The organism is Psychrobacillus mangrovi (genome assembly GCF_037104765.1).
Taxonomy (GTDB): domain Bacteria; phylum Bacillota; class Bacilli; order Bacillales_A; family Planococcaceae; genus Psychrobacillus; species Psychrobacillus mangrovi.
The window spans coordinates 72,752-95,539 of the sequence record NZ_JBAWSY010000008.1 but is presented as its reverse complement, the minus strand read 5'-3'; the positions used below and the strand labels follow the sequence as shown (position 1 = coordinate 95,539).

The 22,788-nt window shown below is 34.4% G+C and carries 24 protein-coding genes; 10 read left to right on the top strand and 14 right to left on the bottom strand.

What is annotated here, in order from left to right:
• Positions 1-36: 36 nt before the first annotated feature.
• The gene (locus tag WAX74_RS12420; RefSeq protein ID WP_336497986.1) at positions 37-1,266 is read right to left on the bottom strand and encodes an EAL and HDOD domain-containing protein; all 1,230 of its coding nucleotides are present in this window, start codon (positions 1,264-1,266) and stop codon (positions 37-39) included.
• A 156-nt stretch (positions 1,267-1,422) separates the two neighbouring features.
• On the opposite strand from WAX74_RS12420, the gene WAX74_RS12415 reads away from it, so the two are divergent.
• The 3 genes from WAX74_RS12415 to WAX74_RS12405 all read left to right on the top strand — a co-directional run bounded on the left by WAX74_RS12415 (position 1,423) and on the right by WAX74_RS12405 (position 4,298).
• Positions 1,423-2,199: an enoyl-CoA hydratase-related protein gene (locus WAX74_RS12415; RefSeq protein WP_336497985.1), complete on the top strand. Its 777-nt coding sequence runs from the start codon at positions 1,423-1,425 to the stop codon at positions 2,197-2,199.
• A gap of 120 nt (positions 2,200-2,319) precedes the next feature.
• Entirely contained in the window at positions 2,320-3,750 is a 1,431-nt protein-coding gene (locus WAX74_RS12410) for an FAD-binding oxidoreductase (protein WP_336498029.1), read from the top strand.
• A complete protein-coding gene (locus WAX74_RS12405; RefSeq protein WP_336497984.1) occupies positions 3,747-4,298 on the top strand; it encodes an MFS transporter in 552 nt (183 codons plus the stop codon). Before WAX74_RS12410 ends, WAX74_RS12405 begins: the two co-directional genes overlap by 4 nt.
• A 10-nt stretch (positions 4,299-4,308) precedes the next feature.
• On the opposite strand, the gene WAX74_RS12400 is transcribed toward WAX74_RS12405, so the two are convergent.
• Complete coding sequence (locus tag WAX74_RS12400; RefSeq protein WP_336497983.1) at positions 4,309-5,109, bottom strand: class I SAM-dependent methyltransferase; 801 nt, start codon at positions 5,107-5,109, stop codon at positions 4,309-4,311.
• Positions 5,110-5,192: 83 nt separating this feature from the next.
• Entirely contained in the window at positions 5,193-5,630 is a 438-nt protein-coding gene (locus WAX74_RS12395) for an NUDIX hydrolase (protein ID WP_336497982.1), read from the bottom strand.
• Between the two features lie 90 nt (positions 5,631-5,720).
• On the opposite strand from WAX74_RS12395, the gene WAX74_RS12390 reads away from it, so the two are divergent.
• Genes WAX74_RS12390 through WAX74_RS12380 form a run of 3 tightly spaced genes read left to right on the top strand, consistent with a single transcriptional unit; the run spans position 5,721 to position 8,798 of the window.
• On the top strand, positions 5,721-6,620 hold the full coding sequence (locus tag WAX74_RS12390; RefSeq protein ID WP_336497981.1) for a DoxX-like family protein: 900 nt from the start codon (positions 5,721-5,723) through the stop codon (positions 6,618-6,620).
• Between the two features lie 11 nt (positions 6,621-6,631).
• On the top strand, positions 6,632-7,243 hold the full coding sequence (locus tag WAX74_RS12385; RefSeq protein ID WP_336497980.1) for a DUF4166 domain-containing protein: 612 nt from the start codon (positions 6,632-6,634) through the stop codon (positions 7,241-7,243).
• Positions 7,233-8,798 carry a YndJ family protein gene (locus WAX74_RS12380; RefSeq protein WP_336497979.1) on the top strand — a complete coding sequence of 522 codons (1,566 nt, stop codon included), beginning with the start codon at positions 7,233-7,235 and terminating at the stop codon, positions 8,796-8,798. Before WAX74_RS12385 ends, WAX74_RS12380 begins: the two co-directional genes overlap by 11 nt.
• A 103-nt stretch (positions 8,799-8,901) precedes the next feature.
• Here WAX74_RS12380 and WAX74_RS12375 read toward each other — a convergent pair whose 3' ends face one another.
• Together WAX74_RS12375 and WAX74_RS12370 are read right to left on the bottom strand one after the other, a co-directional pair.
• On the bottom strand, positions 8,902-9,249 hold the full coding sequence (locus WAX74_RS12375; protein ID WP_336497978.1) for a DUF378 domain-containing protein: 348 nt from the start codon (positions 9,247-9,249) through the stop codon (positions 8,902-8,904).
• A gap of 181 nt (positions 9,250-9,430) precedes the next feature.
• Positions 9,431-10,354 (bottom strand): DUF1835 domain-containing protein, encoded by a 924-nt coding sequence (locus WAX74_RS12370; RefSeq protein WP_336497977.1) that lies wholly within the window; start codon positions 10,352-10,354, stop codon positions 9,431-9,433.
• Positions 10,355-10,530: 176 nt separating this feature from the next.
• On the opposite strand from WAX74_RS12370, the gene WAX74_RS12365 reads away from it, so the two are divergent.
• Positions 10,531-11,010, top strand: coding sequence for a GyrI-like domain-containing protein (locus WAX74_RS12365; protein WP_336497976.1), 480 nt, complete (start codon positions 10,531-10,533; stop codon positions 11,008-11,010).
• Positions 11,011-11,687: 677 nt separating this feature from the next.
• On the opposite strand, the gene WAX74_RS12360 is transcribed toward WAX74_RS12365, so the two are convergent.
• The 5 genes from WAX74_RS12360 to garR form a co-directional block, all read right to left on the bottom strand.
• Positions 11,688-12,569: a DMT family transporter gene (locus WAX74_RS12360; protein WP_336497975.1), complete on the bottom strand. Its 882-nt coding sequence runs from the start codon at positions 12,567-12,569 to the stop codon at positions 11,688-11,690.
• 110 nt (positions 12,570-12,679) lie between these two features.
• Positions 12,680-14,002, bottom strand: a complete 1,323-nt coding sequence (locus WAX74_RS12355) for a gluconate:H+ symporter (protein WP_336497974.1) — start codon at positions 14,000-14,002, stop codon at positions 12,680-12,682.
• Between the two features lie 42 nt (positions 14,003-14,044).
• A complete protein-coding gene (locus WAX74_RS12350) occupies positions 14,045-14,890 on the bottom strand; it encodes a class II fructose-bisphosphate aldolase (protein WP_336497973.1) in 846 nt (281 codons plus the stop codon).
• Positions 14,891-14,923: 33 nt separating this feature from the next.
• Complete coding sequence (locus WAX74_RS12345) at positions 14,924-16,369, bottom strand: four-carbon acid sugar kinase family protein (protein WP_336497972.1); 1,446 nt, start codon at positions 16,367-16,369, stop codon at positions 14,924-14,926.
• Between the two features lie 3 nt (positions 16,370-16,372).
• The gene (gene garR, locus WAX74_RS12340; RefSeq protein WP_336497971.1) at positions 16,373-17,266 is read right to left on the bottom strand and encodes a 2-hydroxy-3-oxopropionate reductase; all 894 of its coding nucleotides are present in this window, start codon (positions 17,264-17,266) and stop codon (positions 16,373-16,375) included.
• Positions 17,267-17,507: 241 nt separating this feature from the next.
• On the opposite strand from garR, the gene WAX74_RS12335 reads away from it, so the two are divergent.
• Entirely contained in the window at positions 17,508-18,143 is a 636-nt protein-coding gene (locus WAX74_RS12335; protein WP_336497970.1) for a GntR family transcriptional regulator, read from the top strand.
• 244 nt (positions 18,144-18,387) lie between these two features.
• Here WAX74_RS12335 and WAX74_RS12330 read toward each other — a convergent pair whose 3' ends face one another.
• Both WAX74_RS12330 and WAX74_RS12325 read right to left on the bottom strand, forming a co-directional pair.
• Positions 18,388-18,924 (bottom strand): DinB family protein, encoded by a 537-nt coding sequence (locus WAX74_RS12330; RefSeq protein ID WP_336497969.1) that lies wholly within the window; start codon positions 18,922-18,924, stop codon positions 18,388-18,390.
• A 173-nt stretch (positions 18,925-19,097) separates the two neighbouring features.
• Positions 19,098-19,508, bottom strand: a complete 411-nt coding sequence (locus WAX74_RS12325; RefSeq protein ID WP_336497968.1) for a GNAT family N-acetyltransferase — start codon at positions 19,506-19,508, stop codon at positions 19,098-19,100.
• Between the two features lie 216 nt (positions 19,509-19,724).
• On the opposite strand from WAX74_RS12325, the gene WAX74_RS12320 reads away from it, so the two are divergent.
• Positions 19,725-20,426 carry a class I SAM-dependent methyltransferase gene (locus tag WAX74_RS12320; RefSeq protein ID WP_336497967.1) on the top strand — a complete coding sequence of 234 codons (702 nt, stop codon included), beginning with the start codon at positions 19,725-19,727 and terminating at the stop codon, positions 20,424-20,426.
• A gap of 31 nt (positions 20,427-20,457) precedes the next feature.
• Here WAX74_RS12320 and WAX74_RS12315 read toward each other — a convergent pair whose 3' ends face one another.
• Entirely contained in the window at positions 20,458-21,216 is a 759-nt protein-coding gene (locus tag WAX74_RS12315) for a DUF2268 domain-containing putative Zn-dependent protease (protein ID WP_336497966.1), read from the bottom strand.
• A 272-nt stretch (positions 21,217-21,488) separates the two neighbouring features.
• Here WAX74_RS12315 and WAX74_RS12310 point away from each other — a divergent pair, with 272 nt between their 5' ends.
• Positions 21,489-21,749 (top strand): hypothetical protein, encoded by a 261-nt coding sequence (locus WAX74_RS12310; RefSeq protein WP_336497965.1) that lies wholly within the window; start codon positions 21,489-21,491, stop codon positions 21,747-21,749.
• Between the two features lie 204 nt (positions 21,750-21,953).
• Here WAX74_RS12310 and WAX74_RS12305 read toward each other — a convergent pair whose 3' ends face one another.
• Positions 21,954-22,643 (bottom strand): hypothetical protein, encoded by a 690-nt coding sequence (locus tag WAX74_RS12305; protein ID WP_336497964.1) that lies wholly within the window; start codon positions 22,641-22,643, stop codon positions 21,954-21,956.
• Positions 22,644-22,788 lie beyond the last annotated feature (145 nt).

Genomic DNA, 22,788 nt, shown 5'->3' with positions numbered 1-22,788 from the left:
TTCTCAATACTCGGGAAATACCTCTAAGAATGGTAGTTAATTCAATATTTCAGCAGCCCAACGACGAGCTTCTAAATAGATGATATTCAAGGTATCGTTATCGATATTCAGTATCGTTGCACCCTCTATCATATCTTCCCATTGAACCTCATCACAGGCAATTGCCAACTCTAAATATGGAGTCATTTCCGTGGAATTACCAGAAAGGGTTGCTGCTACCTCATCAGAAAGCGGTAAATCCTGGAGTAATTGGTTCATCGATCGATGAAGGAGCGTATCAATTAAGGAAAACATGCCCACTAAAAAATATTCTGACGCATTTGGTTCAATTTTAGCTTTCGCAAGTAACTCACAAAACTTCGCTCGAAATAAGGAAGCCTCAATTAGCGCCATTCCGTCACCCGAATGATTCGCTTTAGATTCATGAAGTAAAAGAACATACAACCAATGATTTAATTCCTCTAACCCAAGCATTAGTACAGCTTGCTTTATCGAGCGAACCTTTGATTTCAATCGTGCTGCAGGGGAATTAATTAATTTCAATACTTTAAATGATAGGGAGACATCACGTTCGATTTCATCTGCTACCTGTTCAATAGAAGAAGATTCGTCTCGTAGAAGACTAATAATCCGAAAGTACTGTACCAAGTTGGCTGGTATCTCTGTACCTTTAATAATTTCAGGCTTAGCAAAGAAATAACCTTGAAAAAGTCCATATCCAGCAGCTTTCGCTTCATAAAACTTTTCCCGAGTCTCAACTTTTTCCGCTAGTAGCACAATATGTGGATAATTTTTTTTTACTATTCGTTCGATTGCTTGTCTTTCCGTGGCTGTGCTTGAAAGAAAATCGACTTTAATGAAATTAACGAGCGAAAATAACTCTCCATATAATGCTATATTTTTTTGGAGGACAAAATCATCCAAAGCAATTAAAAAGCCCAAAGATTTAATTTCCTTTATTTTTTGAAGCAAAACAGAGGTTATAGGAATATCCTCTAAGATTTCTACTACAATTCTATTCTCTGGAATTTTTGTGAACATTTCTTTTTCAAGTAAGTTTTCAGTAAAATTAATAAAACATAGTTTTTCCCCAGCTAGTTCATTAATACCAATCGTTAGGAAAGAATGAATTAGCACTTCTAAAGTAGCTGTTTCACCATCTATTATTGGAAAAGAATTATCATAACCATTCCTATATAGCAATTCATATGCAAAAATATGTTCACTTTTATTAAAAATAGGTTGTCTCGCAACAAAAATGTCCACGTAAATTCCTCTAATCCTTAGAATGTCAATAACATAATTGTATCAAATCAAAAAAGGAAAATCGACCTATATTTGAAATTATCTCCTAATGATGACAGACTAATTGTAAAATGATATGTTTTGTATGGGAGATATTTTTTTAAAAGGGGAGAGAAAATGAAATCTATTCAATATGAAGAACATGGAAATATTGCATATGTGACACTCAATAGACCGGATGCTCTGAATGCATTTAATTATGACATGCTTCAAGAGCTTGGAGATATCACGGAAACTATTCGTATAAATCCGGATATACGCGTCGTAATTTTCACAGGTGCTGGAGAAAAATCCTTTAGTGTTGGAGCTGACCTAAAAGAACGAAAATCATTGACTGACCAACAAGTAAAGCGGAATATATTAAAGATTGGTGAAGTTTTTTCAGCAATTGAAAATCTTCCACAGCCAACTATTGCAATGCTAAACGGCTATGCTTTTGGTGGCGGAACAGAGCTTGCCCTTGCATGTGATTTCCGGATAGCGGCAGATGACATTCAACTTGGATTAACGGAAACTAGCTTAGCCATTATTCCGGGAGCTGGCGGAACGCAACGTCTGCCTCGCCTTATCGGAGAAGCGAAAGCATTAGAGCTTATCTTAACCGCAAAAAGATTAAAAGCAGATGAAGCATTAGCTTACGGCTTAGTAACAAAAATTACTTCTCGCGAAACAATAATTGCAGAAACAGAAAGCTTCGCTGCACTTATGCTCGCTAACGGACCAATTGCACTGCAACAAGCAAAATTTGCTATCAAACATGGCATGAATGTCGATTTGCATACTGGATTAAATATCGAACGTAAAGCTTATGAAATTACCATTCCAACAGAAGATAGAATAGAAGCATTAAACGCATTTAGTGAAAAAAGAAAACCTGTTTTTAAAGGGAAGTAATACAGTTGAGAGAAATGCCAATCATCTTGGTTTTTCTCTCCTTTTTATGTGATAACTTCATAATTTCCAAACCATTATAAAAATATGGCCCAGTTTCGCTTGATATAGGAGGAGAGAAAAATTTATAAGAGACATTATTTCGTAATTATTTATATTTTGTTACTTGTTTGTTCCCTCATACTCTTTCAATCAAAGCTTGCCGAACCTGTCGTGAAGGATCACGGACGTCTTTTACCTGTTAAAATGAAGGCAATAAAATCAAGTGATAGTGAAGAGAATATAGTTAATATTATAGAAGAAGCAAATGAAAAAGATATTCCAATCTCCATAGCAGGAATGCAACATAGTCAAGGTGGGCAAACACTTTATCCTGATGGCATCCTACTCGACATGAAAAGCTATAATAAAATTCTTGAATTAGATACAAAGAATAAACTCATCACTGTACAAAGCGGGGTTACATGGGCGGATATTCAATCCTATATCAACCCTTATGGGCTTGCATTAAAGGTAAGCCAATCTCAAAATATTTTCACTGTCGGCGGTTCATTAAGTGTAAATGTCCACGGTCGTGACATTCAATATACTTCTTTAATTGAAACAGTAGAATCATTTAGATTACTCACTTCACAAGGAAAAATCATTCAAGTAAGTCGAGAAGAAAATACGGAACTGTTCCAATTAGTGAATGGAGGATATGGATTATTCGGTGTAATTCTAGATGTAACTTTGCAATTGACGGATGATAAACTCTATAAAGTTGAATCAAAATCACTAACCTATGATGAATACAGTACTTATTTCACAACCAATGTTAAAGATGGTTCAGTAAAAATGCATTTGGCGAGAATTTCGGTTGCACCTGATAGCTTTTTATCAGAAATGTATGTAACTAATTATTACTTAGCCGAAGACCAATCACTTTTAAGCGACCATACTACGTTAAAACGGGAGAGAATCATTGCGATTCCAAAATTATTTCTTGGTCTCTCTCGGATAAATACGCTTGGAAAAAATATGTTTTGGAAGACTCAAAAAGAGTATAATAATCAAATTCATGGTTCTTATATTTCAAGAAATAATGTCATGCGTTCGGAATCGACTTTTATGGAATATGACAGTGCTAGCAAAACGGAATTACTACAGGAATATTTTGTCCCGGTAGATGAGTTCACTTCCTATATTGATGACTTAAGAGAAATGCTTCAAAAGGAAAAGAATTTCAACTTACTCAATATCACTATCCGATATGTGAAGCAAAATGATGAGGCAATCATGTCTTATGCAAAAGAAGATATGTTTGCACTTGTGCTACTTATCAATCAAGAGACGAACAAAGAAAGTATCGAAGAAATGGATCAGGTCATACAGAACATGATTGATATTACACTAGAACACGATGGAAGCTATTATCTTCCATACTATAGCTTTCCTACACAAGCACAATTAGAAATCGCCTACCCGAGAGCGGAAGAATTCTTTGAACTGAAAGAAAAATATGATCCTGAAAAACGGTTTCTGAATCTTTTCTATGAGGAGTATTATAAATGAAATACAGAAGATTTATTATCTATCAGGGTGTAATAGGTATGTCTGCCAGTATGATCTTTCCATTTTACGTGCTGCTATTAAAAAATGTTGGAAATAGTTATTCACAGTTTGGTTGGTCATACGGGTTATTTGCTCTTACGGCAGCATTGAGCTATTCATTTATTGGTAAATTTGCAGACAGGGCAGGAGACCAATCTCTATTAGTCATTTATTCATGGGGAATGGCACTTCTGTTACTCATTTTTCCGCTTGCTTTTGAAATTTGGCATGTATATATACTTCAAATTGTAATGGGTTTACTAGGTGCTATACAGAAAAATAGTGAAAAAACAGTATTAGCCCGTACAGTTAATAAGGAGACTGCTGGTAAGGAAATTGGTCTCTACCACATTTGGACGTCGGTTGGTGCAGCTGTTGCGGTTATTGTTACAGGATATTTAGTTGACTTTCTTACTATTGGAAGTATTTTTTACCTCGCATCTTTAGTATTTGCGTGGAGCGGGTTTTATATAATGAAAACAGAGAATCTGAAAATAAAAGAAGGATGAAAAAATACTTTCATCCTTTCGTAGCTATTAAAGTATATAATCCTGGCATTTTGTTTTCTATTCCTTCTGGCGAACCAGATGGAAATGCCCACCTAACTCCAGGTTCTTCCTCTAGATAGCTGATGTTAAGACCTGCTTTCGACATAGAAGTGACAATTTCCCCTAACGTCCATCTTCGAATATTAACTTTCTTTAAAGAAGTACGTTCTTCTTCAGTAAGTAAAATGCTGTAAGCTACATCTTCTTCTACTACTTCCTTACTAAAATAATTACCATTCGCAATCATTTCTCCTTCTTTTATATGTACTAGCTTTGAAACGAAAGGATGATAATCTCTTAAAATAAATTGTCCACCTGGCTTAAGTGAATCGAAAACTACTTTAAATAATGGGGATAAATCCACAAAATAATGAAGCACCCCTAATTCCAAAAGAACAAAATCAAAATTATTTAATTCCTCATCCTCTGAAACTTCTAGAATATCCGATACTATGTACTTAATTTCTACTTGTGCTTCTTCAGCTAATTCCATGGCATATTTCTTATTATCTTCGGAAATATCCACTACTAAAACCTCTGCTCCTAACAACGCTAAAGAAACTGCTTTATTTCCTTTTGATCCTAAAAAATTGGCAATCCTTTTACCTTTTACATTCCCCATGAAATTTAAATAATGTGAAACAGCATTAGCGGGATTTTCCCTTAACTTCTTTGCAAATTCTTTTGGTGAACCGTGGCGATTCGTCCAAGCTTGATAAGCGGATTGATTCCATCCCACCTGATTTTTGCTACTAATTATTTTTTGCTCCAACCCGTCACCCCCGAGAAATAATTTGTATCATACAAACAGTCCAAAACTTATAGTTAACACTTTGACTCATTTTTTACCCCCAATTATCGAACTCCTTCAAATTCGTAAAATGCCAGTGATTTATTACCATTTGAATCAATTCTTAAGCTTTCAAATAAAAAAGGCATTAGTTCTTTTGCAGTACCATAATCTACCCATCTTGCTTCAACAATGTCATTATCCGGGTCATTGATATTTATTTGACCATCGATAATTTTCGCATTAAAAGTAATGATTAAAGCATGATGATCTCTTTCCGAAAACAAAGCTTCTCGAATGGAATTCAAACCCGTGATTTTTATTTTATAACCAGTTTCCTCTGTAACTTCACGGATAACAGCTTGCTCCAACGTTTCATTTTCTTCTACCGCTCCTCCTGGAAGCCCCCAATAAAACGAGTCCCCTTTTTTCCTATTCTTTACTAATAATATATAGCCGTTATCATCATGAATTAAGGCTGAAGCTACATTTACACGTATCAAAATTATCCCCTCAACTTTCTTTTTCTTGTATTCTTCAACACTAGCGAAAAGTCCTTTATCTTATGATAAGCTTGATGGGAGGTGAATGAAATGAAGAGTAAACCAATTTATGTTGAAATACCTATTAATTCAGATATGGAAAAGTTATGGAATGCTACACAGAAACCTGAGCTACACGAGCAATGGGATCTGCGCTTTACCTCTATCACCTATTTACCAAAAGAAGAAAATGAGCCTCAACATTTCGTATATAAAACAAATATTGGATTTGGTTTGCACATTGCTGGATGGGGAAAAAGTATTGGCACTTTTCATGCAAGGGATGAATCACGTACATCCTCCTTAGACTTTGGGACGGATCAAGCCACTTCTATCATTCGAGAGGGGAAAGGTTACTGGAAGTATGCTCCGGAACAAAACTCCATTCGCTTTCTAACACAATACGATTATGAAACTAATTTTGGAATCGTCGGCCGCTATTTTGATTTTCTTATCTTTAGGCCACTAATCGGATGGGCAACTGCACTAAGCTTCGATGTATTAAAAAGATGGCTTGAAAAAGGAGAGTCTCCATCCTCACAGTACAAACAATTTTTTAGCCATTGGATAGTTACATTCCTGTTCTCCTTTATATGGCTATATCAAGGTTTAGTACCCAAGTTAATAACCATGCATCCGGATGAAATTATGATGACAAGCAGCCTGCTCTCTTTTACAACAATCCCTGCCTCTATTATCGTCACATCAATCGGGTTATTGGAAGTTGTTTTCGGTCTTACTTGGTTGCACAAAAATAAAAGAAAATTACTAGGGTTACAGTTAATCTTTTTTCCTCTGTTAACCTGCTCAGCAATTCTCGCAGATCCAACTACTTTAAGTCATCCATTCAACCCTTTAACTTTTAACATGTCATTATTTATACTTTCCTTAGTTGGATTTTTCATAAGCAAAGATATACCGTCAGCTAAAAATTGCAAACGAGCTAGATGAGGAGCATTTGAATGACTATCTATAAACACATACTTGGCGATCAATTTTATAAACTTCATCCAATGCTTCAAAAACGATATAAGCTATCCGTTGGTAAAAAGTTTAAAGCAACTGGTGTTATGAAAAAAATCAGCGGTGGACCAAAATGGATGTACCCATTTTTCTTATTAGGGACAAGATGGAAGTTTTTATTCCCCGAACATGGATTGAATATTCCTTTTACTATTGTAAATACAAGTTTAATCGGACCGAACAAAGAGAACCAGGTACACTGGGAAAGAACTTTTTATTTCAAAAATAATAAAAGATATTTTAATGCGCTTATGAGCCTAGACCCTGCCAATAATAGCGTAAAAGATTATTTAGGGGAACCAAGCATATTTTACTCCGATCTGGTTTTCTTTGTTACTGAAGAGGGACGGATGCTAATTGAATCACGAGAACAACGAATTGTTATAGGGAATATAGAAGTACCACTGCCAAGAATTTTTCAAGGTATCGTCCATGTAACAGAGTATTATATAGAAGAAAAAGATGTTTTTTCTATACATGTCCTTATAAAGAACCCATTAATCGGCACTTTATTTGAATATGAAGGAGAATTTCAAACAAATGACTTTTAAGCGAATTGCTCTTTTACATATCATTGGATTTTTAGTAGTCATCATTTTTAGTGCAACTCCCTGGTATTTTTTAATGTTAACCGTTGCACAACTAATATTTGTACCAATCACTTTGCAATTAATCTTAACAAAAGAACATCGACTGTATTATTACTTTGCAATACCAGCATTTGCTTCTATTTTCATACTACAAACCACGACTACTACTGAATGGGACATACTCCTTGCAGCTACCTATTTATTATTTACTTTTGTAGTTGCTATATATGGGTTCCACCGATTTATTCAACGTGGTTTTATACATTTAGAAGAATTTTCAATAGATGCAGGAATGATGTATTTATTCATTGGCGGAATGTGGTTTTTTGCTTCTGTGACAGAAATTAATACTGGATTCTCTCCCATTTTAACTTGGCTAACAGCAATTCACTTTCATTATTCTGCTTTCTTACTACCTATTTTTGCAGGATTTCTTGGTCGTTTATTAAAAACAAATTCATACAAAATTATTTGTAGCATTATATTAATTTCTCCTATTATCGTTGCACTAGGGATTACCTTTTCCCCTTGGATAGAACTAATTTCAGTTCTCCTCTATATTTTAGGGATATATGGACTAATAATTTTAGCTGTTAAATCACCTTTTAATAGTAAAGTTCAAAAAATATTGGCGTTAATATCATTCGGATCATTAGGTATTACAATTATCTTTTCGTTACTGTATGCCATCGGAAGTGTATTTGGATTTTTAGCTGTAAGTATAGACTTCATGTTGAAGTTTCATGGATTTTTTAATTGTATTTTATTCGCTTTATTCGGGGTGGTTGGTTGGTCCATATTCATCCCTAAATCAAAAGAGATTGAGTTAAATTTTCCTATCAGCAGTATTCGAGGAAAATATGTAATTGGGGAACAAATATTATCTAACAATTTGGGCACGGCACATTATAAAGGTCTAGTTGATGATATGGAAATTTACTTAGAAAAGAGACTCCTATCCGAAACAATAACCGATTTCTACGAAAATACAAGTCAATATCGGCTATTTTCAGAAGTAAACTGGCACACTTGGTTTAAGCCAATTGCCGCTGTATATAAGTTCATTAGTAGAAACATTCAACAGCTCAATCTTCCATTTACAAATAAACAAATGGAAATGACTGGTGAAATTATCGCAGTAGAAGATGGTAGGACAAATACGAGAGCATGGGTCCGAAAAATTGATGAAGAAGTAATCTTTGTCGCACTCTACTCTTCTCATCAACGTAGTGATAAATATTATATGAATATTGCCCTTCCTCTCCCTTGGTCATCGATGATCGGAATACTAGAATTGAACCAAAATGGAGAAAAACTAGTATTAACGAGTAAAGGAGGAAACGATTCAGATGCAGGAATCTACTTAGCGTTTCGTCAATATGTTTTTAAGCTTCCTTTACAAGAGCAATTTCTAATAGAAGAAATAAAAAAGACTCAGTTACGCGCTAAACATCAAATGCGAATTTTTTCAATACCTTTTTTAACAATTGACTATGTGATAAATAAACAAAAATAAAAGATTAGTTCAGATTGTAGACAGAGAAAAAAACTGACGAGCCAAATACAGCCCGTCAGTTTTTTTTGCAGACAATTTAGTGGTGAAAGCTTCCATGTAACAACTAAACTTGTTTGTTGTTATTGTTATTATTACTGTTATTCGAATTATTCTTATTGTATTCTCGAATATCTGTAAAGTCTGCCTCATCACTAAATTCGGTCTCATACTTTAAATTATTATAGCCCTGAGTTCTACTTCGTTCTGCTTCTACCTCTTTGTGTGCTTCAAATAAAAGCGGGATACAAATTAGTCCACTTATACCAACAAGAGCATAAATTACTCGAGATATGCCTGCCGTTTGTCCACCAAAAATGGAAGCAACTAAATCGTATCTAAAAAACCCGATCAATCCCCAGTTAATTGCACCAATAATTACGAGCACTAAAGCAATTCGATGAATTGTTTTCACAGATTCACACCTCCTCAATATTTAAAATGAATTTTAGCAACGGCAAATAATCGTTATAGCTAAGATTCTTTCTTATCTTTCGCTTTAAACTTGCTTTAATACAAAACAATATAAATTTGTTTAAAAAAATCACAAAAAATCAATTTCCACCCCATAGAAATTGATTTTATTTTACTTTGTATTAAACTTTTTTATACATATGTACTCCGCCAATCCACCAATCGATTCCTACAAGATCCATTCGATTTAGTTTTTCATTTAGCACTTCACAGCCTGCGGATGTTATTTCTAACTTTGCATTTGAAACCGAATCTGCATAGTTGGGTAAAGGTTGATTTGTCATAATTAAGGGATTCGGCCCCTTCATTAATTCATTTAAGATGGCTGTTAAATGAAAATCACTTAACCCATCATTTACTCTTTTTTCAGTTACCTTTTTAAATAATTCATAAAATTGGCGATTTCCTTCATGAATTAAACTAAGTGATAAATATTCCACTTCATTAAGACCTGTTTTTAATGAAGGAAAATAGCTATTATGCTCTTGAAAAAATGGAAGTAAAAAAGGAAGAAAATGAGGTGTGTTATGTATCCATCTTTTATATTCCTCTGCATCCTTTGAGTTATATGCAATCCACCCAGAAATAGCTTCTAAAATTTCATCAGTTGAAAGTTCTTTTTTACTATCTAATAAAGCAATTAATTGCTCGGAAGACAACTGGCCCAATCCTTGGAAAGGATGAATGCCAGGGTATTGATTAATACTAATCATAGATATATTTACAATACCTAAAACGGATAGTTCTGATATTAAATACATTAGCATTGTTTGATCAAAACGATCATGCTCAAACCAAAGAACGACCTCTTCCTTTGTCGATATATTACTTAGTAAGTTATTTTGTTTAACACAATTGGAAATAAAAATTGTTGATGGAATCTCTAGTCTATCTTCAAAAAAAGCAGCACGTCTTTGCAACAGTTCTTCTTTTGACCACTCTAAACTTAACGGACCAAAATCATACATCTCTCTCCAAACAATAATTTCTCCATCTATATCTCGAATTTTATTTCCCACTACATCGCCATTTACAATATGAATCATTTACATCCTCCTTTCTTAGCGTTATTATGGAATACTTATCATTATGCCCATTTCAATTTATTCTTTATCTGTTATACTTTACCCTATTATTAATTGAAACGAGTAGCATGTTCAAATATAATTTGTATGAAGGAGATAGAACGGGAAAAATTAAATATGAAGGAGGAGCTAAACTTATGCAATATCGTGTTGTGGAGAGAGAGGCCTTTCAAGTAATAGGGGTGAATAGAGAATTTCCCTTTGATGTAGAAAACGGTGGAATAGAAGCGTTTCAAACATTTTGGAATGAGATTCAACAGGATGGTACATTAAATCAATTATTAGATTTAAAAAGTGGAGAAATAAATGGTTTACTAGGCATCTGGGCAGAGGTAAACAAAGAAAAAAATAAAATGAACTACTATGTTGCTGCTGAATATAGTGGTAATCAGCCAACTGACTTTCAACGAATAGACTTCCCTGCCTCAAAATGGGTAGTTTTTGAAGTCCAAGGACCTTTTCCATCTGCTATCGCCAATACATGGGAGCGTATTTTTTCGGAATGGTTTCCATCCAATCCATATGAATTATCTTCCATTAAACCATTTGAGGTCTATTTGGATACAAATATCTACAAAAAGGAAACATATAATGAAATTTGGGTTCCAGTTAAATGAGAAGGAACAAAAGCGTCTCTATATTAATTAGAAACGCTTCAGACTGTAGATAAACTCATTTTTTATATTGCAAGTTGTTCACATATTCGATTCTTGTTTTGGATCCGTTAATTTCCGTTCCAGGCGGACGTGTTCCGCCGGCATGGCTTCAGCCGCTTCCCTCGCTTCACTCAGTCCAGGGTCTTCAGCTCATGCTATTCCGGCTGGAGTCGCCGCCTTTCACTACAATCAACTATTATCCGCTTTTCAATTAGAAAACCATCATGCCATTTAAAAGAGTAAATTTTTTCAATTGTATCTATAGAAAATCGTTGAAAAAGGCGACACTCCTGCGGGAATAGCGTTAGCCGAAGACCCCGCAGCACAGCGAGGAGGCTAAGGCAACGCCCGCGGAAAGGGAGCCGTTTCAACGATTTTCTTATTTATCGGACGACATTATATAGGAAAGTCAAATTCTATAGAATTTTACAGTGCCGTCGCTACGCTCCTGCTGAGTCTCGTCTGTCTCGCTTTTCCCGCATGAGTCGAGCGGACGATCTTAAAGCCATAAAATGTTACCTTATTATTTTCTATGAACTCCGGAAGAATTAATCTAAACAATGAACAAAATCAATTAGCTAACTGCCTTTTGTCTTCAATGAACGTCTCTATATTAATTAGAAACGCTTTTGTTTATTTTAAGTCAATTCTTCCATCTTATTCTTTTTTAGAAAGTTAAATTTTGTTTCGGATAGAATAATTGCAAGGAGTATTAGAACAGCTCCAAGAATCATTTTTAAAGTCATCACTTCACTTAAAATGATTACTGAAAATGCCATTCCCCAAAAAGACTCTGTTGAAAGTATGATGGCTGCCTTTGTCTCTGTTATGTATTTCTGGGCAACTGATTGCATTAAGTATGCCATAGTAGTAGAAAAAACACCTAGATATAGAAGATTCATAACTCCTTCTGTTTCCAACGAAAAAGAAGTTTCTCCTCTAAAGATCACAACAATCCAACCAATAAGTGCTGCTACAATCATTTGCACAATTGTAATCACAACTGGATCTTCTGTTTTAACAAATCTAGCTGTATAAAATATATGGAATGCAAATCCAACTGCACAGCATAAAGTAAGCAAGTCTCCTATATTAATCTCGGTTGAAATTTTAAGAGACAATACTGCTACCCCAATTAACGCCATTATAGCGCCAATCATTTCAAACATATCTATTTTTCGCTTATAAAAGAGGAATCCAATAAAGGGAACAAACACAACATTTACTGCGGTTAAAAATGCGTTTTTAGATGGAGTTGTATATTGAAGTCCTACAGTTTGAAGGGCAAATGCAATGTATAGAAAAATCCCCAATACTGCTCCTTTAATAAGTGAACTTTTATTTATTTTCTTCCACTTTTTATAAAATAGAATACTTAATAATAAAGCTCCAATCATAAACCGTCCTGCTAGAATTTGATAAGGTGTATAATATTCTAATGAAACAGCACTTGCAACAAATCCACTTCCCCAAATAATTGCGGTAATCACTAGCAATATTTCACCAATATACCTTTGCATAAAAATTCGCCTACCTTTTTTCTCAATATTGATAGTATAGCGTATATTTAAACAAAAAAAGCGTCTCTTTCTACAAAATTTTCATTTGTAAAAAGAGACGCTTTCCAACCTTATGAAATAATCGAATTAATAATTAACACACCTGCTAGTCCAACAAGTGAAATAATTGTTACCATCACTGACCATGTTTTAATCGTTTTACCGATTGATAAATTAAAGTATTCTTTGTATATCCAGAATCCTGCATCATTCACATGGGAGAATGTAACACTACCTGCTCCAGCAGCTAACACCATTAATTCTGGGCTTACTCCAGTCATTCCTACTAACGGTGCAGCGATACCTGCTGCTGTCATACCAGCCACTGTAGCAGATCCAACTGCTACACGTAATATAGCAGCTATTAACCAAGTTAAAAGTAATGGAGAAAGAGTAGAATCCGCCATTATATCAGCAATATATTGGTCGATATGACTATCAATTAGTACTTGTTTGAAAGCACCACCAGCAGCAATAATTAATAGAATCATTGCAATTCCGTTTACTGCTTCTCCAACAGAATTCATGACATCTTTCATTGATTTACCTCGATTTAAACCGAAAGTGAAGAATGCAAGAATGACAGAAAGCAATAAAGCTATATTTGCATTACCAATGAAATCAAAGAACGGCATAATTGCTGAATCCGGTGCTGCGATTTCAACAACTACTTGAGAAGCAATTAAAATTACCGGCATAAGTGATGTTAAAAGACTTGTTGCAAATCCAGGCATTTCATCTTCTGTGAATTCTTTTGGATTAAATAAACCTTTTGGTATTTCTACTTCTAAGAATTCTTTCTTAAAGAATTTTGTATACAACGGTCCAGCAATAATAATTGCCGGAATAGCAATTACGATACCATACAGCAATGTTTTACCGATATTCGCATCAAACACACTAGCAACAGCTGTTGGTCCAGGATGTGGAGGAACAAATCCATGCATCGTGATTAGCGCAGCAATTACAGGCATACCAATGTATAACACCGGCACTCCAGCTGCAGTTGCAATTGTAAATACTAATGGAATTAATACTACTACCCCTGTTTCGAAAAACAAGGCAATCCCTACTACAGAAGCTGTTAGAACAGCGGCTAATTGAACTCTCTTTTTCCCGAAAGATTTTATAAGGGTTGTTGCAATTCGTTGAGCTCCACCTGAATCCGTCATCAATTTACCAAGTATTGCTCCAAAAATGATAATCATTGTTAGACTACCAAGTGTACCACCTAAACCACCTTGAACAGATGTTACTGCATCAAGTGGGGACATTCCTTCTAAAATACCTACTACTAGAGCTACTAGAATTAACGAGATAAAAGCATTTAACTTAAAAACAATCATCAATAGAAGTAATATGGCAACCCCTATACATACAGATACTATCGGCATTTGTAATCCTCTTTTCGTTTAGCAAATTTTTAATAACTAAGTTTATTTCATTTCTTTATTTGCAAATACTCGAACGAACTTGGTCATGACAGGTTCCATTGCTTGTTGCATATCTGCCATAATAGTAGAAAGGTGAACAATGTCTTGCGTTTCGAAGTAGTTCTTAATAAATGATACTGCAGCCATCGAAACTTCTGTATTTACATTGACTTTGCAAATGCCAAGTTGGATTGCTTGCTTAATAACTTCATCGGGAGTTCCTGATCCACCGTGTAAAACAAGCGGAACATCAACAGCCTGTTGAATTCTCTCTAAAAGTGGAAGATCGATTTTCGGTTCCCCTTTATACATACCATGCACGGTACCAATAGCAGCAGCCAAAAAATCTACTCCGGTTGCATCCACAAATTCCTTTGCAGCTTTAGGATCTGTTAACGTTCCGTCTCCTTCTTCTTCATCAGAGAAATCACCTTTTGCTAAAGAACCTATTTCTGCTTCAACTGATACACCGGCCATATGGGCAGTTTCAACAATTTCCTTTGTGCGACGTACATTTTCTTCTAATTCAAAGGTTGAACCGTCAAACATGACAGAAGTAAATCCACAACGAATTGCACGAATAATAGATTCTTTTTCATAGGCATGATCCAGATGTAGCGCAACAGGAATAGTGGATTTTTCAGCTATTGCTCTCACAAGTGCAGAAAATCCTTCAACGTCTACAGTCGGGAAGTAGCGTTCTCCTAATGCGATAATAACTGGTTGGTTTTCTTGTTCTGCTACATGTATTGCAGCTTGAACAGTTTCTAAGTTGTATACATTAAAGGCAGCAACAGCGTATTTTCCACGCTGCGCGTCCTTTAGAATCTTTTTCGTGTTAACTAACATGGTTGGATGTCCCCTTTTCCTAGATGAGCACTACTATTTATTTAAAATAGCAACTGTATCTTTTAAAGTTGTAACTGCTCCTACATTACCTGGGAAGATAATGTACGCGATACCAGGAAATTTACTTTCCTCTCCAGTGATCCATACAGGAATTCCAGGTTGAATTTGACCTGCTACTGTTGCTCTTTTTACTTCAAGACCTTTTGTACCTATATCACTAGAAGTAATTCCACCTTTTGCAACAATGTAATTTGGACGAACACTTAATCGTTGAACAAAGCTTGTTACAGCATCTGAGATTTTGACAGATAGTTTTAACTCTTCTTCTTTTTTACCTTCACCAAGATCTAATCTTTCACGTCTTGTATAAATAGTAACTGTTTTTCCTTCACGGATAAGAGTTTCTGCTGATTCAATTACGCGGTCAATTTCTGTTTGAAACTTGTCCGGTTGTAAAACAAGATGGCAATCAAATTCAATGAATTCAATGAAATCACTTGTTTTTAATTCTTCTAGTTGTTCTGTTGTTTTCTTAACGTGAGAACCTACTAAAATTAATCCACCATGATTTGTTTCTTCACGAATCAATTCATCTCTTGTTAGAAGTGCTTTATCGCTTACTCCACCAATTACTTTTGTAAGTGCAGCTGCACTTCTGTACATGAATTGCTTACCAGCTTTCATCGCTTTAACAAGTGCAATTACAAAAATTTCTACGTCCACGTAATCTACTGCATTCACGACAACCTTATTGAAATCTCTTACTTGAAGTAATTGTTCTTTAATTCCTTCGATATCAAGGGCACGAAGGCTATTTAATGATATATAGGTTGCGTTTACTGCATTAAACCTACCTTCAGTTTTTTCTTCTACCCATTCACCTAAATGAGATTTTGTGTAACCAAAGGTTCTGTCTTTTGCAAACTCTGTTTCACCAGCTGGAACTAAATCCTCTTCATATTGCACGTAATGTATATTGTCTACTGTCAAACGTCCACCCTCTTTAAAAAACGGAAGAATTACTTCGCCATCATACTGAATGCCTGATGAAGCTTCAATTGTTGATTTTAAGACTTCCGTTTCTAGTGGATAATGACCTCTTAGAGTAGAATCGCCACGGCTGATGATAATAAAATCTTTGTCTAATTTTTTAGCTACATGCGCAATATTATTCGCAATTTCAGTATGGGCTTTATCAGTTTTAGCAGCAGTAAAACCTCTAGAATTCGTTAATAAGAAAAACATCGAATTTTCTTCTTGAAACCCTTTTTCAATACTATCAACTGACCAATCTGTGTAAACTGAAATGCCATGTACGGTTTGTACACCGGTTGGATCATCATCTAATACAATAATTTTTTTATTTAAATCACGTAGTTCACTTACAAGCATATCTTTGACTACTGTTGCGTCTACTTCCTTAATATTACCTAGGACCTCTTGAGCCGATCGCTTTTGTGCACTATCTATTGTGGTCATTACTTAAACTCTCCCCACTTCGATATTTGCAAGTTTTTCAAAATATTGAACGATTCCACCATGATCATCCGCAGCTTTTCCATCTGCTTTTAACGCATGGAAAATTTCAAGCAACTGACTAGATAAAGGCATTGGAACATCTAAGTTATGCGCAGTTTCCATAACATTCGTTATATCTTTCATGTTAATGTCTATTCTTCCACCGGCAACAAAATTGCGATCTAAGATTAATGGAACTTTCGCATCTAATACTGCACTTCCTGCAAGTCCACCACGAATCGCTTGGTACATTTTTTCCACATCGATACCAGCTTTTGAAGCTAGAACTAAAGCCTCTGACATAGCAGCTATATTTAAGTTAACGATTACTTGGTTTGCTAATTTAGCGGTTGTACCACTACCGTTACTTCCGACTAAAGTTACTTCTGCACCCATTGCGTGTAAAATATCCTTCACTTGCTCAAACACTTCTTCTTTACCGCCTACCATAATTGCAAGAGTACCCTCTTTTGCTTTTGGTTCCCCGCCACTAACAGGAGCGTCTATCATTTCTACTCCTTGTTGTTCTGTTTCAGAAGCAATTTCTTTAGATACTACCGGTGAAATAGAACTCATATCCATTATGATAGAACCTTTTTTCGCTCCCTTAAGCACTCCATTTTCACCTAATACTACTTGTTTTACATGATGTGAAGCAGGCAACATAGTAATAATTACATCACTATTCTCTCCGATTACTTTCGCTGAATCTCCAAATGTTGCACCAGCATTTACTAATGTTTGTACTGCTTCTTTATTTAAATCGTTTACGTTCAACTCGTAACCTTTTGCTAATAAATTCAATGCCATAGGTTTACCCATAATTCCTAAACCAATAAAACCAACTTTTTGTGCCATGTTAATTCCTCCTAATTCGAATAATATTCCCTGAACTTCTCTATAAATTCTATCTATTTATGTTAAATGAAACCGTTTGCAATAAAACTGCACAAAAATATTGTATACCATAATGATAGTTTTGTATACAATTTTGTCACACTTGTATACAAATTAAGAGATACTGATAACCGACCTTTCTTTATTAATCACTTTTTGATAAGTTTATAATATTAGGTTGAAACAATTAGGAGTGAAAAAAATGAACCAACAGAGTACAAATTCTCGCTCTGCCTATCAACAAGCATACGAGGTCATTCGGGATCGAATCTTAAATGGTGATTTACCAGGTGGTACAAAAATTGTAGAAGAAAAACTAGCTGCAGAATTGGGTATTAGTCGCACCCCTATTCGAGAATCTCTTCGACAACTTAATAATGAAGGTCTCATTATCAATAAAAAAGTAGTACAACCAACGGAGAAAGACCTACGCAACTTATTTCAAGTAAGAATACTGCTTGAAGGATTCTCTGCAAAATCAGCAGCAATGTATTTACCAGAAGATGACCTAAAAACTCTTTCAAACTGTATTAAAATTGGAAGAGAAGGTACAACAGAAGAGATTATGAAGGCAAATGAACTATTTCACGAGATTATAGTAAGGGCAAGTGGAAATACGCTCATGATTGATACGATTGATCGAATGAAATCTATTATTTATCTGTTTAGAAAAACAGTAGTTCTATATAAAAGACCCCACCTTATCGATGAGCACGAGGAAATTTACGAAGCTATTAAATTGAGAAATGGAGAAAAAGCTAAAAAACTGATGGAAACACACTTACAAGCAGATTTAGACTTTTGCTTGCATATTATCAATAGTGAGAGAAACGATTAAAACACCAGAAAAAAGTGTCTTCTTTCTACAAAATTTGTAGAAAGAGACACTTTTTATTTTCTGAATGCCCATAAGTATTCTGTTTTATTCATATAATGGAACTCTCCATTTATCCCCGAGCTTTTGATGATGAGTTACAGAAAGCAAATATAAAGACATTTCCTCTGGGGTCTTATCTAGTTGAAAATAGGTTAGTAAATAACTATTAAAGCCATTTGTACAAATATAACCTTCCTTATTGTCATTATTTACTTGGATAGGATTCGGAACTAATATATCGTTCTTTTATTATATTTCGATGATGAAGTTCATGACCTGCGATAATAACAATAAGAGCCCGAACAGTTATTTCATGATTATTTGCTATCCCACGTCGTTGCAAATCTTCATTTGAAAGACTCTTAACAAGTTGGATTGTTGATCGGCGGACTACTAACAAACTTTCGATGAGGTCATCGATTGATTGTTTATCAAAAAATGCATGTTGCATATATTCAGTTTCATCAAAACCGGGTAGAGAGTTAGAATCACCTCGCGCAAAGGCTAGAAGCCGATATGCCATTACTCGCTCTGTATCTGCCATATGTCCAATCACTTCTTTTATACTCCATTTTTCAGGGGCATATTTGAAAAGTGCTTGTTGATCAGAAATTTCATAAAAAAAGTTACGTATCTCTTCCATTTGTTGAGATAAAATTTCAATGAAATCCCCTTCTGGAACTAAATCCACATAAGGTGCATAATACGGTGCATAATCATTTTTTTCTAACAGTTTTCTCATATAGACACTCCTCACTAATAATAAAAATTCTTCAATAATCTAACCATCATTCTAGGAAAAAAAGCAACTATGTTCCAAATTACTTCAAATAATATTGAATCTCTAATCTCAATCATTATACTTTTTAATAAACCAACTTCACCCTTTTTTCTCTTCACTTTCATATAAAAATATCACCATTCCTCGAACGTTTTTCGATAACCGTAGAAACTCCTAAAATCTTGGTCCTCATAATAGGTACGGGAAGAGCTAGAAGTAAGCAACTCGATTCGTGTTTTTGGAAAAAGATTATGTACATATTTTAATAAATCTGTTCCAATTCTTAACCCACGGTAATTTTTTTCAATCAATAGCTCACAAACAAAAAGTGAAATAAAGCCATCTGTAATTCCTCTTATATAGCCAATTACATGGTCATTTGCACAAGCAACTAACGCAACATTTGATTGGCTCCAAGCATTTTTGGTATCTTCCTTTTTAATGACAAGATTATTCCATTTTTCCTGTATATTTAATTGATGAATACTTTCAAAATCATCTTCTACATATTCTCTAATATTGATTTTAACATTTAATTGTTTCATATAACTTCCCTCCCAAAGCTCGGTTGGATCGACGATTTAAAATTGAAATACTAGTCTTTCTATAGGATATTCTCCAAAACTAGTATTTTTTCCTTTAACCATTCAATAAATTTGGCTAAATTGCTACACATTAATGTAAACAAATTCGGGAAAATCAATCAGGTATTAAATAGATTGTGAGCATACTATAGCTATATAAAAATAGGAGGGAATCATGTGTCTAATGCTTATTTAGATTTATTAGCTCTTTTTGGAATAGGTGGTGCGCATCCAGGAGGTTTTGCTTTAACTCAATCTATATTAGAAAAAGAAAATATTCAGCCAACTGAATCTGTGCTAGATATAGGTTGTGGAACAGGACAGACTGCAGCTTTCTTAGCTGAAAAATTTGATTGTAAAGTGACTGCTATAGATAATCACCCCCTTATGGTAGAAAAAGCTATGGAACGATTTAATTATAAGGAAAATCTTATAATTGTGAGGGAAGGTGACGCACAAAACTTGGATTTTGCTGATGACTCATTTGATTTAATAATAGCCGAGTCTGTTATCATTTTTACTGACATAACGAAGACGTTAAATGAACTTTTCAGAGTTTTAAAAAGGGAAGGAAGGTTGATTTTGATTGAAATGACAGCTGAAGGATATCCTCCAGAAGAATTACAAAGAAAAGTATGCGACCTATATGGTATCCATACAGTATTAAATGAAGCTGAGTGGATCATGAAGTTACAGCAAGCTGGATTCACTCAAATTAATATAATAGATACACCCTCTGGACTTATTCAAAGTGAAATAAATGACATAAATCAAACAGCAAACATAAATATAGATTTCTTTGATTTATGGGAAGAACATAATCAATTTATACTTCAAAACCAGCAATTTATCGGCTTTCGTGCATTTAAATGCAGCTAACATAATTTCATGTTCCATACTAGCTTACTTGTTAAATAGGAAAGTTGGAACCAGTTATAATTTCTTTGGAGGATTTGGTATATAACTCGTTATTTTGAAAGGGACCTTGCCTCTTTTGAAAGGTATCGACAATTTGAAAACCTAAATAATATCCAATCCATTTAGGAAATCGGCTTCTTGCTTTACCGTATAAAAATAACTGGTGATTTTTGAGACCTATAACATTTAACGAAGGTACAAACAGGTTTTTCCATAATTCCATAACATCCTCAGATGAATACAGATTTGTCCAAGGAGCCAACCACTGCTCGCCATATAAGTCTTTAACTGCATACTCCCCTAACCCCTCTATGATGAGTGAATCTTTTAAAGGAATTTTATCAGGAGACATATTTAAAAAGTTTAGTCTGCAAGCATGGTTGTATTCATGCGCAAATAATGCTTTTATTTCCTCTTTTGTAAGCTTAGTAGACATAAATAAAAACAATAATCCTTTATATGCTACTCCATTTTTTTTAGGTATTTGCTCTCCTGATTCAAGACTTGCTCTTTTTATAGGAAAAATATAGATAGAAACCTTTGGACCATTCCATAATTTTTTTAGAAATCGATATTCTTTCTTTACAATTTCCCATACGTTCTGTGCTTCCATTTCTTTTACTGTGTTTTCAATGTTCATCCATTCATTGGGCTCAAACAATCCATGCCTCAAGAGTTCATATTGCCATACTTCAGGATTTATTTTGGGAAGTAATTTCATGATGGGATTACAAATTATTTCTCGTTGCATGTTAGATGAACCTCTTCCAGACCGCTCCTCACATAATTCAACAAATTTATAAAGCCATTGCTGTGTTTGAATAACCGGCATGTATCGTATCTCATCCTTTTTATTTATTTATCTTCTATCATATGTTTTGATTTCCCATATTGTTTTATAAAACATAAAAATACAATATTATTCCGTCATTCTCTAGACACTTGTCTATTACGTAACATTATTAATGGCATAAATTATTAGAACATACTTGTATGTAAATTATTCTTGAGAGGAGGAAGAAAATGAACAATTCTGATGCATTCGATCTTTGTTGTAGATATTATGGAAAAAGAGTGAGAATTACTTGCCGTGATGGTAGTGTTCATGTCGGAGAAATTACTAGAGTCCGCAGAAACATAGTCTGGATACAACCTGATAATAATCTCGGTGGCTATGGTTTAGGATTTTTTGGAGATGGATTTGGATTTGGATCTGGATTTGGATTTGGTATTGCACTTGGGGCTATTACTGGAATCGTACTGGCTTCAGCATTTTTTTGGTAAATCTGTTCTAGTTGATTTACATTGTTGAATATCCATAAAAGTCTTTAATAATATAAAGGGAATAGGTCATCATAGATACCTCAATTCCCTTTTTTTCATTATTTATAGTTTCCTTAGCAAAACTCCTGAAAGTCTGATAGCAACTATCAGCCACTATTTCTCTCCTTTTCTTCTTCAATAAAAAGAGAGCACCTAAATCGGTACTCAATTTAAGTAAAACTCTATCTCATTTGAAATTATAGATGTATCCCAAGGGTGCCAAAACCACACGTTGCCATCAAAGAATAATGAATAATAATATGCTATTTCTTCTTCGCTATAGAGAACGATTTGATAGCTTACTGGATAGCCTTGAGTTGTGTTTGGAGAAAATGAGGAACTTACTGTACCCTCATTTAGAATAGATAATAAATCATTTATTTCTGTATCGTTTTTTAAAGTATTAGTGAGTGTTGTATTACCATCGTATAATTCAATTTTTATAATTGATTCTAAGTTTATATCTTTGTAATGATATTTAAAATTGTTATCATCTGAACGAGAATAATAAATCCTATAACCATTTACTATACTTTCATCCTTAATTGCGATAAGGTCTTCTCTATTTGTCACACTAAATATTTCAGTTCCCTTATCCCAAAATGCAGCATCTCCATCTTTCGTGCGATAACTAGGATTCGAAACATTATCGGAAACTTTAAATTTTACTTCTCCTATTTTTTCCCCTATATTTTTTGGATCGGCAATAATTACACTGTAAAGCGCTTCATATTCCTTATCATTAATCTTTACAAAATCAACAAAGTCAATAATAGTATGCGAAAACGGTTGTGTAATAGAATTACAAGATACCAGAAATAGACCGCAGATAAACAAAATGCATATTTTTTTCATCTTATCCTCCTTGTCACCGTTTATCTATAAGTCGTTTTCAGAAATAAATTAGTTACAATACGATGCTAAAATATATGTTTTTACAACTAGACCTCACTATATTCCAACTAAGTCGTTGTTTTTTCCAACTAAACTAGCCTATTTT

What these genes read in the sequence shown, in the direction of transcription:
- WAX74_RS12360 (WP_336497975.1), bottom strand. Translation starts at nt 12,569, where the DNA reads ATGCAAAGGTATATTGGTGAAATATTGCTAGTGATTACCGCAATTATT.
- WAX74_RS12355 (WP_336497974.1), bottom strand. Translation starts at nt 14,002, where the DNA reads ATGCCGATAGTATCTGTATGTATAGGGGTTGCCATATTACTTCTATTG.
- WAX74_RS12310 (WP_336497965.1), top strand. Translation starts at nt 21,489, where the DNA reads ATGAACAATTCTGATGCATTCGATCTTTGTTGTAGATATTATGGAAAA.
- WAX74_RS12380 (WP_336497979.1), top strand. Translation starts at nt 7,233, where the DNA reads ATGACTTTTAAGCGAATTGCTCTTTTACATATCATTGGATTTTTAGTA.
- WAX74_RS12315 (WP_336497966.1), bottom strand. Translation starts at nt 21,216, where the DNA reads ATGCAACGAGAAATAATTTGTAATCCCATCATGAAATTACTTCCCAAA.
- WAX74_RS12330 (WP_336497969.1), bottom strand. Translation starts at nt 18,924, where the DNA reads ATGAGAAAACTGTTAGAAAAAAATGATTATGCACCGTATTATGCACCT.
- WAX74_RS12415 (WP_336497985.1), top strand. Translation starts at nt 1,423, where the DNA reads ATGAAATCTATTCAATATGAAGAACATGGAAATATTGCATATGTGACA.
- WAX74_RS12370 (WP_336497977.1), bottom strand. Translation starts at nt 10,354, where the DNA reads ATGATTCATATTGTAAATGGCGATGTAGTGGGAAATAAAATTCGAGAT.
- WAX74_RS12305 (WP_336497964.1), bottom strand. Translation starts at nt 22,643, where the DNA reads ATGAAAAAAATATGCATTTTGTTTATCTGCGGTCTATTTCTGGTATCT.
- garR (WP_336497971.1), bottom strand. Translation starts at nt 17,266, where the DNA reads ATGGCACAAAAAGTTGGTTTTATTGGTTTAGGAATTATGGGTAAACCT.
- WAX74_RS12405 (WP_336497984.1), top strand. Translation starts at nt 3,747, where the DNA reads ATGAAATACAGAAGATTTATTATCTATCAGGGTGTAATAGGTATGTCT.
- WAX74_RS12350 (WP_336497973.1), bottom strand. Translation starts at nt 14,890, where the DNA reads ATGTTAGTTAACACGAAAAAGATTCTAAAGGACGCGCAGCGTGGAAAA.
- WAX74_RS12335 (WP_336497970.1), top strand. Translation starts at nt 17,508, where the DNA reads ATGAACCAACAGAGTACAAATTCTCGCTCTGCCTATCAACAAGCATAC.
- WAX74_RS12345 (WP_336497972.1), bottom strand. Translation starts at nt 16,369, where the DNA reads ATGACCACAATAGATAGTGCACAAAAGCGATCGGCTCAAGAGGTCCTA.
- WAX74_RS12385 (WP_336497980.1), top strand. Translation starts at nt 6,632, where the DNA reads ATGACTATCTATAAACACATACTTGGCGATCAATTTTATAAACTTCAT.
- WAX74_RS12365 (WP_336497976.1), top strand. Translation starts at nt 10,531, where the DNA reads ATGCAATATCGTGTTGTGGAGAGAGAGGCCTTTCAAGTAATAGGGGTG.
- WAX74_RS12325 (WP_336497968.1), bottom strand. Translation starts at nt 19,508, where the DNA reads ATGAAACAATTAAATGTTAAAATCAATATTAGAGAATATGTAGAAGAT.
- WAX74_RS12390 (WP_336497981.1), top strand. Translation starts at nt 5,721, where the DNA reads ATGAAGAGTAAACCAATTTATGTTGAAATACCTATTAATTCAGATATG.